The following is a 13,802-nucleotide window of genomic DNA, read 5'->3' as shown; positions in this document are numbered from 1 at the left end:
GTGGGTGAGAGGTAATTTCAGGGCGTGATGAGATCCGTGTTCCTGGGCGTCCGGTTTGATGACGCATTCGTAAGGCCTGTCACCGGATTGAAATAGGGAGGCCGTCGGATCCTTCCTGAAGATCGTGGATCAATCCACGCATGAGGTTGCCGGCGTTGTTCAAGCGTAGCTTGCAGTTGCTCTCGAAGCAGGTCGGCCTGGGCAAGATTTCGCGCAGCGCGAGGATCCGCGTCCCGAGGGCGCTGATCGGCCAAGGCGGCTTCGATCCGGTCTTCTATCGGCGCTACTATCCCGACCTCGCCATCCTGGGCGACGACCGCAAGCTCCTCAGGCAGCACTACGCCAAGCATGGGCGGAGAGAGGGGCGGGCGCCGAACGCCGCCTCCCTGATCGCCGCATTGGAGGGCGAGAGCGGCCCGCTCCCGGCGGACTTCATCCCGTCGCATTACCGGGCGCTCCACGACGATCTGACGGCTCTGACCGAGCCGTGGGAACTCGGCGAGCATTATCTGCGCTTCGGCCGGTTCGAGGGGCGTACTTACGCGGCCGACCTGTCGGCCCTCGAGCAGGAATACGAAGCCATGCTCGCGTCCCGCGCTGCGCCGGGCGGGCTCCGCCTCGCGGCACGCCCTGCCGAAAGCTTCGTCCAATTGCTGGTCGGCGCGCGCGTTTCGCCGGGAGCCTGGCTCGACCTGTTCATGCTCCACGAATTCGGGTTGCTGAACGAGGCGTGGCTGCCGCGCCCGCCCGCCTCACGCATCGAGGGGCTGGTCGTCTTCCTCACCGAGGGGGTGGGACGCCTCGCGCCGATCTCCCTGCGCCTGCGCTTCGATCCCGATTTCTACCGCTCGAACAACCCGGACGCGCCCGTCGGCGTGCGCGATGTCGACCTGTACCGGCACTGGCTGAGCGAGGGCGTGCCGAAGCGTGAGCCCGGGACCGAGGCCGCGGCGCTGCTCCAGCTCATCGGGGAGGAGACCTTTCCGGAGAGCTTCGACGAGGCGGTCTATCGCTCGCTGCTGCCCGAAGGGGTGCCCCCGCCGCCGCCCGGGCGTTTGAACGCCCTCCGGCATTTCATGAAGCTCGGCTTCCAGCTCTGGGAACTCGAGCCCGTGCGGCAGGCCTGCTCGGCCCAGCTCCTGGAGCAGATCGGCGAGCATCACCTCGAGAACGGCAACGCCATCGCCGCCAAGGAGGCGTTCGATCGGGCGCTCAAGGCCGGCCACGTCTCGGGCCGCCTGCATCATCGGCGCGGCGACGCCCTGCGCATGCTCAGCCGCACCAACGATGCGGCGCGCGCCTTCGCGCATGCCTCGGACGCGCCGGGCGCCGCGGTGTGGAGCCACATCCACGCGATCGACGGCCTGCTCGCGCAGTCGAGCGGTGTGACGGAGGCTCTCGACCGTGTCCGTCGCTCGGCCCGGGACTGGCACGCCAGCGCCGAATGGCGCGCTGCCGCGCACCGGACCCTCCAGGCGTTCTTCGCCCGCACCAGCGAGGAGGCGCGGATCGACTACATGGCCGGCCGGCGGCAGGAGGCGGATGATCGCCTCACCGCCTGCCTCGACCAGATCGGCAGCCTGATCGAGGCGGTCGATCCGCTGCCGGCGCGGCTCGCGGCCCCGGCGAACGGGCACGTCGTCATCGTCGCCAACCGCGACCTTCCCCAATGCGACCATTACCGTGTCGTGCAGAAGATCCAGCAGCTCGAGCATGGCGGCTGGACGGTCGAGGTATTCCGGCAGGACGAGGCGGCCGATTGCCGGCCGGCCCTCGACCGGGCGGCGGCGGTGATCTTCTACCGGGTGGCGGCCTTTCCCGGCGTCCTGCACGCCATCCTCTACGCGCGGGCGCTCGGGTTGCCGACGATCTACGAGATCGACGACATCGTCTTCGATGCGGCTCTCTTCCCGGACCCGCTCGAGAGCTTCGAGGGGCAGATCACGCACAAGCACTATGTCGAGCTGCAATTCGGCGTGCCCCTGTTCCGCTACGCGATGCAGGCCTGCGATATCGGCCTCACCTCCACGCCGGCGCTGGCCGAGCGGATGCGTCCGCTCGTCCGTTCGGGCGTCTGTCACGTGCTGCGCAACGGTCTCGACGCGCGCAATCTGCCCTTCCTGAAGCGACCCCGCGCGCCCTTCTCGGATACGACGCTGACGATCTTCTACGGATCCGGCACGCGCGCGCACAACAAGGACTTCAACGACCTCGCCGCGCCCGCGCTTCTCGCGATGATGGAGCGGCATCCGCAGATCCGCCTCGTGACCGCGGGCTACCTGCGGCTCGGCGACGGCTTCCGGCGCTTCGCGCACCGCGTGCGCCAGCTCGGCTTCACCGACGACGTCTCGGCCTATTGGGAGGCGCTCTCGGGGGCGGACATTAACCTCGCCGTCCTCGCGCCCGGCCTCTTCGCGGACGCCAAGAGCGAGATCAAGTGGTTGGAGGCCGCCATGTGCGGCATTCCCTCGATCGTCAGCGCGACCCGCACCTACCGCGAGATTCTCGTCGATCGGGAAGACGCTCTGCTGGCGCATTCGGTTCAGGACTGGACGAGGGCGCTCGCCGCGCTGATCGAAGATCCCGCGCTGCGACGGAGGATCGGGGATCGAGCGCGGACCAAGGCGTTGGCCTCCTACGGTCTGGACGCCGCCGTCGATGTCCTCGAACGACTCCTCGCCGGCTCGCCCCGGCGCTCCCGGGAGCCGGCCGCCCCGTCCCTGCCGTCCGGCACCGCACCGGCGGCCCGCGCGCCCTCGGACGAGGCTTGGGCCGATCTCGCCCGCGAGGATGCGTCGCCGCCGCAAGACGGGCCGAAGCCCGCCGCGCGAAAGCGCCGGGAGGGCAAGCCGCGCCTCCTCGTGATCAACGTCTACTTCCCGCCCCAGACGGTCGGGGGTGCCACGCGGGTCGTGCGCGACAACATCGACCATCTCCTCGATCACGCCGCGGACCGGTTCGAACTCGCGGTGGTGGCCTCGGACATGGAGGTCGAGCCTCCCTACCGGACGCGCATCGACGCCTATCGCGGGATCCCCGTCTTCCGCATCGCCACGCCGCGCGAGCCGAACATGGACTGGCGCCCGTTCAACCCGAACGTCCGCGCGGAGTTCGAGGCCCTGCTCGACCGCTTCGAGCCCGACCTCGCCCACGTTCATTGCGTTCAGCAACTGACCGCCAGCGTGGTCGAGGCGGTGCGGGACAGGGCGATTCCCTACATGATCACCGTCCACGACGCGTGGTGGATCTCCGACTTCCAGTTCCTCATCGACGAGGACGGCTTGGTGCAGATGCCGTCGCCCGACCTCCTCGCGGACGCGACGAGCCGCTCCGTCACACCGGCGGGATCGGTCGCGCGCCGCCGGAGGCTGGCACGGGTGCTCGGCCCCGCCGCAATCATCGCCGCGGTGTCGGAATCCTTCGCCGACATCTATCGCAGGGCCGGCTTTCCCCGGACGATCGCGATTCCGAACGGCGTCCCGCGTCTGGCGCCGGTCGTCCGGCGGCAGGGGCCGGCGGGCCGGGTCCGCCTCGGCCATATCGGCGGCCGTACGGCTCACAAGGGCGCCACGCTGATCGAGGCGATCCTGCGGGCGGGACGGTTCGAGAACCTGAGCCTCACCCTCGTCGATCACGCCCGCTCGACCGATTACGCGAGCGAGGAGACCTGGGGCGCCACCCCCGTCCGGATCCTCGGCAAGGCGCCGCAGGAGCGGATCGGCGAGCTCTACGCCGACATGGACGTGCTGCTCGCTCCCTCCCTGTGGCCGGAGAGTTTCGGACTGGTGACGCGGGAGGCGCGCGCGGCGGGGCTGTGGGTCGTGGCGAGCGAACTCGGCGCGATCGGCGAGGACATCGAGGAAGGCGTCAACGGCTTCCGGGTCGATGTCGGATCGCCGGACGGGCTGCGCGCCGCGTTGAAGCGCATCGATGCTGATCCCGAACGATTCCGCGCGAGCCCACCGCCACCCTCGCAGCCGCTCCGAACCGCCGCGGATCAGGGCGAGGATCTGATCGCTCTCTACGACAGGCTGCTCGCGCAGTAAGAGCGCGGCGGTGCGCCGAAGCGGCCGGTCGGTGTCGGCTGGGTCGCCGGACGACGAGCGATGGAGGATGGGGCTGGCGACCCCGGTAGGGCTCGAACCTACGACCTGCCGCTTAGAAGGCGGAGCCTCTCAATATTACCCAAAGGCTCATTCCCGCTCTGGGCCCAGGCGGCATCACTCCATCTGACTGGTCGTAAGCCACTGACGAAAAAGGCCTATGCGTAGCAAAGGGCACTTCACTTCCTAGACGATTTCGGCCGTTTCGACAGAAAAGCATTGCACATCAAATCCATGCTTGGTTTTCTGAGGCTGTCCTAGGGCTGTCCTAGCCTGCGGGTGCTCTTACGGCCGGAGGGAGCATGGGGAGCCAGCGCGTCGAGATCCGATCCACTACCCTCGACGCCGCCCGGAAAGATGCGGCGGCGGGGGGCAGGCGCGAGATCGTCGATATAGGCGGGCATGGCCTCGTCCTGCGCGTGCAGCCGTCGGGTTGCGTCTGGCAGGTCCGGGTCCAGCACAAGGGCAAGCCGTACCGGGTGACCCTGGGCCCGCTCGACCTTTGGCCACTCGGCTATGCCCGGGAAGCCGCCCAATCGGTTCGGTGGCACATCACCACCGACCATGGGGTGCCCGATGCCTACTGGATGAAGTCCATGCTGGATCGCCTGGCTTGGCAGGACCGTAACAAGGGCAAGGCCGCTAAGGACCCCAGCGCCGACCCCGAGCCGCACCACCAGGTCGTGCGGGCTCGGGAAGAGCGTGTGACGACATGGAACTACCTGCAGGCGCGGACCGCCTGGGGGCGGCATCTGGAGGGCGAGGCCAAGGTAGGTAACCTGACACCTGAAACGGTGCGGAATTATACCAGCGTGGTCGGCTGCCCGGCCATGCGCGAACTCGACCTGACCCCAGTCGCCAGGATCACCGACGTGATGTTCGACAAGGTCGTGAAGAAGCTCGTCCTGGAAGGTAAACGCTCCCAAGCCAACGACGTCGTCCGGGTCGGGAAGCGGATGTGGAACTGGCTCTACGAACCTGCGAACCGAGAGGCGTCCGGCGTCGCCCGCGGAGTCCTCGCCGACGTGAAGGCGCCGAGCCTTGGGGACGTCAAGAAGCGGCAGAGGTTTCCGGCTCTGGAGCGCCTCGGCCTTGTGGTTGCTGCCGCGCGCAGCGGTGCCTTGGACCCGGTGATCTCCGCCGCCCTTCATCTGCTGGCCTGGACGGCACAGCGGCGCCTGACCATCGCCCGCGCCCACGTCGAGGAGTTCGCGCCCTGGGACGAACGCGAGGGGTGGGGCCTCTGGCGTGTCGGGCACCGCAAGGCCCATGATGATCAGGAAATCGTCCACACCATCCCGTTGCCCCCCTCCGCCTGGACCGGGGTCTTCACGCATCTCGCCTGGTTGAAGGAGCACGAACCGACGTCCTCGTGGCTGTTCCCCAGCCGCCGTGAGGCCAAGGCAGGTGTTCCGGCGCGACAGGGGCACCTGGATGTCGGCACAATCACGAAGAGCCTCCCGACAATCCCGGGTGCGGGCATGACGCCGCATGACGTCCGGAGGTGCTTCCCCTCGACGCTCTCGAAGCACGGTCATCACCTGACCTTCATCGGCTACATCCTCGACCACCTGTCCCTGGGCTCGACCACGACCCGCGACGAGAACAGGATGACGAGGCGCTACACCGACGACGAGATGCTGCACTTCAAGGTGCCGGTGATGGAGACCTGGCAGGCGCTCCTTGAGCCCGCTGCGCAGGCCGCGACCCTCCTGCCCATGGCCGAACTCAAAGCCGAGATCATACGCCTGCGTGATGAGCGGCGCGGGCTCGACAAGGGTAAGGAAAAGGCTCGGTTGCAATACGTCAACGCCAAGCGTTACGCGGCCGGGCTGACGCTGAAGCAGCGGAAGAGGGTGGCCACAGTGTGACCTGATTCCCCAAGCAGTGCCGGTTGGCCTTACCGTTCTGGCGTGCCTGCCGCATAGCTTGCCTCTAGGACTAATTCTTCAGCGCACGGCCAGCGCGAGCGAGACGCCGACATGCCTCCAATCATTCCATTCGAATTCGAGCCTGACTCTTCGCATTTCGAGACAGACCATTTGACGTATGAGGCGGTTGAGAACGGTGAGTACGTTTCATGGCCGCCAGGGCATGTAAGAGTATTTGTACCACCTCATGAATATTATCCAAGACCGGACGAGCTTGAAAAAGCAAATCCGACCTATTTCCAAATGTTTGGCGCGAAAGGATTCATGGCTGGGTCGTATGCCGAGATTCTGGTAGGTCAAGTTTCCGCTTTTATGTCTCTCAAGATGGGAAACATGGAGGTCAGCTTCGGACAGGCGTCGCCATTCGCTGCATATGTATTCGATTACATTCATAGGCCTAAATATTTCGGCTCCTGGGATGTGATACATACAGCTCGCATGACGGGTGTTGCTGTGGATAATGTAGAGGCTGCTTTTTTGAACGCCTGCATACAATACCATGAGCGGACAGGAGATTTGCCCTCTCCTTTCGCCATGGACGACGGTTTCCTCTGGGACGAAGAGCAGGATGCGCCAGAGCCGGTGTCTTTGTCCTTGGGACCGATTATAAAAGACTTGGATCCGTTGCGTTTCTACCATTTCGGAATTGCACAAGCTGATAATGCGGCGGCATGTATCTACTTTTATAGAACGCTAGAATATTTCTCTTTCCTGACAAATCAAACCAAACTGACGAAGCTTCGCCACGATGGTACGGTGTCGGAAGCCGAGTTCGCGAAGCGCGTCATGGACGTGGTATTCAAAGATGAGAAGGGGCCCCTTCTTCATCTCGTAAATCTGATTTCAGATACAGTCATTTTGAATAAAGCTGTTGAGGATAATATTATACAAGCAAGTAGCAGTGGTGCCCTTGGAGAGGCAATCTACGCGTTCAGGAATTCCATCGTCCACGGCAAGTTCAGCTATGGCTATACTTTGCAGTCTGGCTCCGTCCTAGACGACGATGCGCACCTGCCCAAATGGCGTCATCTTCTTCAGACGTTAGCGCGGAAAGCCATAACTAGGTTCGGATCGACGCTAATTTAATCGGAACACGGAAGGATTTGCTGAGACCGCCGGCGTCCTTCCGATAAGCCAACGGCGCTGTTACCTCGCGACCGACCGGTTACATTATGTCGTCACCGCCGCGTTCAGAGCCCTGGGCACGCCCCTGCTGACGTATCGCGAGCCGATGGACGAGAAGCACGGTGGTCTTGGCGAGGACGAGCTCGCCGTCAGGGCGAGCGTGCTCGACGAGCGGTTCTCTTCCCACTTGTCGAGCTTGGCCGATGTTGGTCAGGTCATTGCGCTGAAGAACACGGGCCTGCCGGCCGGGATCTCGATTACTGGAACGGTGACGATCTTCACGAAACGGATCCGCCCCGACATGCGATATAGGTTCTTCCCTATCGACTGAGGGTTGAGGGCCTCAGTCTCGTGTTGTCACGGCCAGCCTCCACAATCCTGGGCACAGCGGTCGGCGGGACGAAATTTCGTCCCGTAGGTTTCCCGAAGGTTTTGGTTTGCCCGAGTGGATGAACCCGCTTGCGGCCGAACCAGACCGAACCGGGCTCGATGGAAATCAATGGGTTACAGCCAGTCGGTTTCTTGCCCACCAACCACGAGTCCCTCGGGGCCCAGGGCCGCTCCCGACGGTTTCCCGACGAATCGCGAAGGACAGGGCCGCCGGATCCGCCGCACGCGTCCGCTCAGGGACAGGGCACGGGCTCCAGCGCGGCGACCTGGATCGCCAGGATCTTGCCCTCCAGAACCTGCCGTGAGGTCGCCGTGTTCGCCTCGGTCACCACGTCTGCCTCGGTGACGACCCATCGCTTCATGGCCTGGGTCGCCGCTTCGGCATTGACCGAGCCGAACACGGCGCCGGACAGGCCCTTCAGTTCGAACACGAACCGCACGACGTCATTGCCACCCGCGCCGTGGAAGGGGAGCGGGATCACCTCCACGCGCACCGTTCCGTCCGTAAGGCAACGCCGGTAGGCAGCCACGGGCCGATCCTCGGTGCCGCCTAACTCGGCTTGGGCAGCGACGCAGGCGTCGTAGGTCTCCCGCACCTCGCCGCCGTAGGCCTGCGTCAGGATCTCGATGAGCTTGTCCTTGACCGCTTGGTTCACGCTCGCCACTCCATGCGGCCGATCCGCCGGTCGGCCCATCGGCCATATGGGGTCTGACCCGAGGTCGCGCATCCTCGGCCCGCGTGCCAGGCACCGTTGGCGAGGGGCGGCCCGTTCGCGATCCGGACGACTGACTGGAACGGGCCAGCTTGGCCTGAAGGCGGCAGCGGTGGTGACATCCCTGCCGGCCTCATCCGTCACATGGCGAACGCTATGGTTCGGGGAGCCGGTGAAGCTCACGTGGCGCGTCATACCCGGGCACCGGCAGAACAGTCGTGTTCGGGGGCGTTGCGGCCGCGGCGTCCGTACCCGGCTCTCGCACTGACGTTCCCGACGGTGCGGATGCCGCGACCGATACCACGCCCGCCGCCGACGGTCCGGCAGCAGCCGGGAGCCCCACGGCGAGGAGGTAGGCTACCGCCACGACGTAGAGGAGCGCTACGAACGGAAGGATGGCGTGGTAGACGCGCCGGCCACGCCGGATCGGCTCCTCGACCAGCCTGTCCCACTCCGTATCCGGCAGGAAGGCGTAGAGGCGGCTGCGCCATTGGGAGCGTCCCTCGTCCGCGAGCCGGTTGAACCGGTAGTTCGACAGGAGGGTGACCACGAGGCTCAGCAAGAGGACCGCAGCCGTCGCGAGGGTCACCCATCGCAGGGTCGGCGCCGACGCGATCTGCGCCGCGGCCGGGGACCGGAGGGCGAGGACGATGCCGGCGACGCCAAGGTCCCGCCACAACGTGGAAAGTAGGTCCCGCGTGGCGGACTGTGCCCGGCCGACCTCGTCCTGCAGAGACTTGCGCAGGTCGCCGAGGGTCTTCAGGGCATCCTTGCTCTGGTCCTGCAGGTGGAAGGCATAGGCCTCCCGGGCGCTCGCCAGGCTGCCCGGCAGCGTGCGCGCCAAGCCCCCGGGCCATGTCTCCGCCTCTCTCCAGCCAACCGAGAGGTGGTTGTTGAGGAACTGGAAGCGCGCCTCGGTCTCCCGTGGCAGGCCGTAAACCCAGTCCGCCGCCTCGACGAGCACCGGGAACGCTTCGGCCGCCCATCCCGACGGGACCGGGCCGACAGGAACCGGTGAGGAGCGCGGTCCCTTGAGCACCACGGCCAAGCCATCCTCGAAAGGCCTGATCTCGCTCGGTAGGCAGGCGGCCAAGCGGTCGGCGGCCTTGCCGCGCCATGCGGCGAAAACGGTCGAGTCCGCAGGGATCGGCCCGGCGGGCAGCCAAGGGGCGACCTCCGACGGCGTGCGCCCGTGCGTCAGGTCGCGGACGTACTTGCGCGGGCGCTCGATCCGCTCGCCCGGAGACGGCGGCTCCTTCGGACCGCCCCAGGGCGCAACGGACAGGGTCGCGGTCGCGAAGGGGTCAAAATTCCTGGCGACCCAGATCGCGCACGGCGTTGCGGCGAAGGCGTCGTCGAGGGTGCCGTCGAAACCGGCCACCGTCACGAAATAGCACCAGTTCGGCTCCCGATGCTTGGTCAGCACCAGCGCCAGCGCCTCCCCGGCAACGTCGTCCAACGTGCAGTCGGTCGTGTCGAGCTCGCCGGCGACGCTCGCGTAAACGCGCAGCGTCCCGCAGCCCTCCGCCGCCGCAAGACGCGCGGCTTCCGCGATCCGGGCGAGCGTGGCGGCGTCATCGCAGGCGGCGCCGTCCAGGCGGCAGTGCGTGGCCGTTTCCGTAAGGGCCGCCCCCGGGGACCGCGCGAGCTCGTCGGCGAGCTCGGCGAAGAGGGGGCCGAACCGAGCGCTCATCGCTCGGTCACGTGACCTGTCCGGATGCGGACTACCGTGGACCCGTCCTCCTGCTCCTCGAACGCCACCGTGTCGCTCGCCTGCTCGGGGACCACGATGCTCACGCCCTCTCGGGTGCGGAAACGGCGCTGGCCGACGGCGGGAAGTGCCGTCGGTTCGAAAGTGAAGCTCTCGCCGTCGAGGCCAAGCCGCGCGAGGTTGGCGTCGAACCCGGCGCGGACCGCCTCCGACCCATGGGCCCCGAAGAAGTCGGCGAAGAAGACATCGGGCTCGAAGTCGGGGCGTTCCTGCGCGATCTCGACCAGTCGCGGCCGGACGCGGGCCGTGATCCCCACCGGGAGCGCATCGGCATGCTCCTGCACGGTGCGCACAAGGGCCTTGGCCAAGGTCGCGGTCATCTCTCCTTCCCCGTGGAGGCGCTCGACCTGAAGGAAGTCGCGGAAGAAGTCGGTGATGCCGGTCGGCTTGCTGCGGTCGACCACGACGAGTTGACCCCCACCCTCGGCCAGCTCGATCAAGGCTGACTTCTGCAGGGCCTTGCGGGATTCGGTCAGGCCATTCACCACGTCGCGCAGGGCGGCGCCGGCATCGACGACGTCGAAGGCCACCATCCGCTCATGGTCGTACTTGATCAGGGAATGGAACCGGCGCTCGCCGGTGCGCAACGCGGTGACGATGAGGATGCCGCGTTGGAAGCGTCCGTCGTTCCTGTGGAACCGGCGGGCGAGCGCCTTCGATGTCTCGACGAATTGGGTCGGGTCGTCCTGAGCCGCCCTGAGGGCTGCGTGCGTCTCGGATCCGTCGGTGAACACGAAGCGGTTGCCCGAGAGGGTGTCGATGATCCGCCCGACGAAGAAGCGTTCGAAGTCACCGATCGGCGTGCTCTCGAAGAGGAGTGGCTCCGCGCCTCCGTGGTGTACGACGTGGAAGATGAAATGCTCGACCGTGAGCGCGTCACGCTCCTGTTGCGTCAAGACCGGCATGCCCCCCCGCTGCGACCGCCTACTCAGTTCGCCATTTGTTCCAAACTAGCACGGCCACGGCTGCATACCAGCCCACCATGACGGGAAATCCAGCTTTCGCGTGGGGCGGGGAATGACGGTGCCGGACGGCCCCCTGCCAACCCGCGGGCGCCCATCCGGAAGGATCCGGTCTAATAGCCAGCGTGCGGTCATTGCCGAGGGTTGGGCAGCCTCCTAGGCGGGCTTGCCGCCCCGAATGCCTGCCGGCTCGTAACCGACCCGAGCCCGCAGGCTCGCACCGTTGGCGCGGACATGGTCGCGCTTGCGCCGCTGTGCGACGACGGGGTGCGCGCGCGGCGGATCTCCGACCGGAGGCGCAAGCACGTCCGGCGCGGGAGCCGGCCTCGGGACCCCGAAGAAGGTCGCGGCCTTGACCCCGGCGCCGTTCGCGAGCGCGTCGGCCGCGTCGTCCTGGCCCTCCAGGGTCCACTGCCCGTAGATGCGCACCATCGTCTGGATGCTCATGCCGAGCAGGTCGGCGGCGGCGCGCACGTCGACGCGCGCGATCCGTAGCCAGGTCGCCGCCGTATGCCTCAGGGTGTGCCTCACCACGTCGCTGCCGATGCCGGCGTCGGCCATCACGGAGTTCCACAACCACATCGGGGTGGACAGGTACCTCTCGCCGTTCGGTTGGTGGATGATGTAGTCGATGCCTGCGGCTTGGTCGGCCTGCCGCCAACGTGCCACCGTCGACGCGAGCTTGCGGGAGATGCGGGAACTCGCTCGCGGCTTTCCCTTGCTCGGATCGAGGCCGAACCCGCGCCGGTGGATGTAGCGCCCGTCGACGTCGATGCAGCCTCCGTCCGCCGAGCACTCCCAACGGAGGTCCCGCATGGCTCCGCCTCGGGTCCCGGTGTAGAGGCCGAGGGTGACGAGGCGGCGGAGAACTTTTCGGTTCGCAATCATCTCGGGATCGCGCATCACATGGCGGGTGACGACCTTGCCCGTATCGTCAACGACGGTCTCCCGCTTCCAGTCCTGGGTCGCCACGTCCCAGACCCTGCCGCGGATCGCCCACAGGATGCGGGCGACCTCGGTGCGCCGGAGCCAACGCGTCCGACCCGGGCCGGACTTCGGCACGTAGACTTCCGGATGCCAGGCGAGGGCGTTCTCGTCGGCGTAGAGGTTGATCGCCTTCTTGAGTTCGAAGAGATCCTCGCGGGCGCTGGCCTCCGTGGCCAGCGGCGCATCGGGGCTGCCGGGCCGGTAGCGGGCGTCCGGCTGTTCGGTGCGCCACTCGATGAATTTCTTGCACCGCGCCGTCGTGACGTCCTTGAAGACGGCGTTGTCGAAGTAGCGCGACAAGGTCGCCAGCCGGGTTGCCATGGCGGCGTACTTGGCATGCTCGGTGTCCGGCGCCCCGCGCGGGGGCCGGGCTGCGTCGAGGAGATGAGCCAAGGCCGCGGCGACAGGCACCATCCGGGGGCCGATGATGCCCCGCTCCCGTGCTCCCTTCTGCAGCCGATACAGGTCGAGCAGGGTCTCGGCTTCGGCGCGGCGCTCCGGCGGAAGACGGGTCGAGGTCTCGTCTCGCCCGTCCCGGATGTACAGGGTGACCTTGTCCGGGTCGGTGCGGGAGCGCCGCTCGACGAGGTGCGGGCCTTTCGGCGCCGGGCCGCGCCTGCGGTCCATTTCAGGGATGGCCGCCGCGGTTGTCATCAGCGCGGCGCGAATTTCCTCGGCGGCGCGCGCGAGGGCGCCCGCTTGCATCGTCTCTCGCACGATTCTAGGGTCCTGCTTCCTTAGTCCGCACGCGTGCGGGCGTTGTGGGAAGGAGGACGCGGGGCGGATCTTCCGCCAAGTTGAACGCGCCCCGTGTCCGCCGCCTACTGCCCCGCCCTGCCCTTGGGGGCCGGCGCGGCAGGTCTCTCCGCGGCACGCTTGGGGCGTGCGCGTTCGCGCCCGAGGCGCTTCGCTTCGGCGAGCTTCACCTGGAACAGCGCCTGCGCCGAGACGTCCGGCACCGCCTCCGGTGTCCGCGCCACTGGGACCGGGTGCTCCGCCCCCATCCGGCGCACCGCCATCGGGGTGGTGAAGAACTTGCCTGCGACCCTCGTGATGGCCAGCGTGCCTTGGTGGCCGGCCGTCCGCAGGGTGTTCGTGGTGATCGGACCGTCCGGCCAGAAAAGCGCCGCGGCCTCGGGCAGGGTCAGAAGCTCGTCATCGGTCCACTCCTCGCTGCGCGGCCTCGCCGAGACCCGCGGGGGAATGCGGCGCCTCGGCGAGGTCGCCTCTCCCGCACGATGGAGACTCCGCTCGGCCGGCAGGTCAACCGCGGCCTCGGGCACCGGGGCGATCCCAACCAAACCCTGGGCGCCGCCCTCGTCGGAAGTCACCGCGCTGGCGCAAGGATCGAGTGTACCGTCCTTGCGAGCGTCATACCCTGGTCGCTCGGAAGTCCCAGACGTGCCAGGAAAAACCACCTTTTGCACGTCGTCGGGGGGCGATCCCTCCGAGACCGGTTCGCGCGCATTTAATCCTTCATTTTGGTGCCGTGGAACCATTGATGGCACCGGCTCAGGGCAAGGATTACCGTTGTCCGGATCGGGCCAGGCCTGCGACGTTTTGGCATCGGCGGCGTGCTCAATCGGCCGATTCGGTCGAGCCGCTTCAGGCCCTGATTGCCTCGTTGGCAGGGCTTCTGCGGCGACAGCCAAGGTTTCGCGGTCCTGCTCAGACGCGGCTGTCGTCTGCCGCGACGACGGCGCGGGAATCAGGTCGTTTGTGCGCGACAGGATCGTTACCGGGTCCATGGGCGGGAGCCCTGGGGATGCCGCCGCAGGCGGCGTCCTTTGGACGGCATGCGTCAGCATGCCGGCCATGGC

General features: G+C 67.0%; 9 protein-coding genes. 4 read left to right on the top strand and 5 right to left on the bottom strand.

What is annotated here, in order from left to right; translation table 11 throughout:
- Positions 1 to 140: 140 nt before the first annotated feature.
- The 4 genes from HNR51_RS18860 to HNR51_RS18845 all read left to right on the top strand — a co-directional run bounded on the left by HNR51_RS18860 (position 141) and on the right by HNR51_RS18845 (position 7,490).
- The gene (locus HNR51_RS18860; protein ID WP_182556001.1) at positions 141 to 4,046 is read left to right on the top strand and encodes a glycosyltransferase; all 3,906 of its coding nucleotides are present in this window, start codon (positions 141 to 143) and stop codon (positions 4,044 to 4,046) included.
- A gap of 359 nt (positions 4,047 to 4,405) precedes the next feature.
- Positions 4,406 to 5,974, top strand: coding sequence for an integrase family protein (locus HNR51_RS18855; protein WP_182556000.1), 1,569 nt, complete (start codon positions 4,406 to 4,408; stop codon positions 5,972 to 5,974).
- Positions 5,975 to 6,085: 111 nt separating this feature from the next.
- A complete protein-coding gene (locus tag HNR51_RS18850; RefSeq protein WP_182555999.1) occupies positions 6,086 to 7,120 on the top strand; it encodes a hypothetical protein in 1,035 nt (344 codons plus the stop codon).
- 145 nt (positions 7,121 to 7,265) lie between these two features.
- Entirely contained in the window at positions 7,266 to 7,490 is a 225-nt protein-coding gene (locus HNR51_RS18845) for a hypothetical protein (protein WP_182555998.1), read from the top strand.
- A gap of 292 nt (positions 7,491 to 7,782) precedes the next feature.
- Here HNR51_RS18845 and HNR51_RS18840 read toward each other — a convergent pair whose 3' ends face one another.
- The 5 genes from HNR51_RS18840 to HNR51_RS18820 form a co-directional block, all read right to left on the bottom strand.
- The gene (locus HNR51_RS18840) at positions 7,783 to 8,205 is read right to left on the bottom strand and encodes a hypothetical protein (RefSeq protein WP_182555997.1); all 423 of its coding nucleotides are present in this window, start codon (positions 8,203 to 8,205) and stop codon (positions 7,783 to 7,785) included.
- A gap of 211 nt (positions 8,206 to 8,416) precedes the next feature.
- On the bottom strand, positions 8,417 to 9,955 hold the full coding sequence (locus HNR51_RS18835) for a hypothetical protein (RefSeq protein ID WP_182555996.1): 1,539 nt from the start codon (positions 9,953 to 9,955) through the stop codon (positions 8,417 to 8,419).
- Entirely contained in the window at positions 9,952 to 10,938 is a 987-nt protein-coding gene (locus tag HNR51_RS18830; protein WP_182555995.1) for a nucleoid-associated protein, read from the bottom strand. Before HNR51_RS18830 ends, HNR51_RS18835 begins: the two co-directional genes overlap by 4 nt.
- A 213-nt stretch (positions 10,939 to 11,151) precedes the next feature.
- Entirely contained in the window at positions 11,152 to 12,699 is a 1,548-nt protein-coding gene (locus tag HNR51_RS26965) for a tyrosine-type recombinase/integrase (protein WP_182555994.1), read from the bottom strand.
- Between the two features lie 104 nt (positions 12,700 to 12,803).
- Positions 12,804 to 13,265 (bottom strand): hypothetical protein, encoded by a 462-nt coding sequence (locus HNR51_RS18820; RefSeq protein WP_182555993.1) that lies wholly within the window; start codon positions 13,263 to 13,265, stop codon positions 12,804 to 12,806.
- Between the last annotated feature and the right edge of the window lie 537 nt (positions 13,266 to 13,802).

The organism is Methylorubrum thiocyanatum, from assembly GCA_014138645.1.
GTDB classification, from domain to species: Bacteria; Pseudomonadota; Alphaproteobacteria; order Rhizobiales; family Beijerinckiaceae; genus Methylobacterium; species Methylobacterium thiocyanatum.
The sequence above is the reverse complement of the archived record's forward strand: the minus strand, read 5'-3'. Positions and strand labels throughout refer to the sequence as shown.